The sequence below is a fragment of the Herminiimonas sp. genome (assembly GCF_030645555.1).
In the GTDB taxonomy this organism is placed as follows: Bacteria; Pseudomonadota; Gammaproteobacteria; order Burkholderiales; family Burkholderiaceae_D; genus Oxalicibacterium.
This window is the reverse complement of record NZ_JAUSME010000224.1, coordinates 1-1,084: the sequence shown is the minus strand read 5'-3', so window position 1 is coordinate 1,084 and position 1,084 is coordinate 1. Positions and strand designations below refer to the sequence as shown.

The following is a 1,084-nucleotide window of genomic DNA, read 5'->3' as shown; positions in this document are numbered from 1 at the left end:
GAAGAGACCGGCACGCGCTTGCCTGTGATGATTTCGGGCACGGTGACCGACGCCTCCGGCCGTATCCTGTCGGGCCAGACGGTGCCTGCCTTCTGGAACTCGGTGCGCCATGCAAGGCCGTTGACGGTAGGCCTGAACTGCGCACTCGGTGCGGCGCTGATGCGGCCCTACGCGGAAGAACTGTCGAACATCGCCGACACCTTCATCTGCATCTATCCGAACGCCGGACTGCCCAATCCGATGTCCGATACCGGTTTCGACGAAACACCGGACGTCACCTCGTCCCTGCTGAAGGAGTTTGCTGAAAGCGGCTTCGTCAACATTGCCGGCGGCTGCTGCGGCACCACCCCGGCGCATATCAAGGCAATTGCGCAGACGGTGGCCGCCATTGCGCCGCGCAAGTTGCCGGATGTGCCGCGCGCGTTGCGCCTGTCCGGCCTGGAACCGTTTACCGTCGACGAAACCTCGCTGTTCGTGAACGTCGGCGAGCGCACCAACGTGACCGGGTCGAAAGCCTTCGCCCGGATGATCCTGAACGAGCAGTACGACGAGGCGCTGTCGGTGGCCCGCCAGCAGGTCGAGAACGGCGCCCAGATCATCGACGTCAACATGGACGAGGCAATGCTGGATTCGGTCGCGGCGATGACCCGCTTCATGAACCTGATTGCGTCCGAGCCGGACATTGCGCGCGTGCCGGTCATGATCGACTCGTCCAAATGGTCGGTGATCGAGGCCGGCCTCAAGTGCGTGCAGGGCAAGTCGGTCGTCAACTCGATTTCGATGAAGGAAGGCGAGGAAGAATTCCTGCGCCAGGCTTCATTGTGCCGCCGTTATGGCGCTGCGGTGATCGTGATGGCATTTGACGAAAAGGGCCAGGCCGACACCTTCGCGCGCAAGACCGAGATCTGCGAACGCGCTTACCGGCTGCTGGTCGATCGCGTCGGCTTCCCGCCGGAAGACATCATCTTCGATCCGAACATCTTTGCGATCGCGACCGGCATCGAGGAGCACAACAACTACGCGGTGGATTTCATCAATGCCACCCGCTGGATACGCGAGAACCTGCCCTATGCGAAGGTGAGCG

Annotated in this window: 1 protein-coding gene; it reads left to right on the top strand. The window is 62.2% G+C overall.

Translation table 11 applies throughout. The features are described 5' to 3' along the window. A partial coding sequence (locus Q7T06_RS08780; RefSeq protein WP_304783592.1) for a dihydropteroate synthase occupies positions 1 to 1,084 on the top strand: 1,084 nt, incomplete at both ends.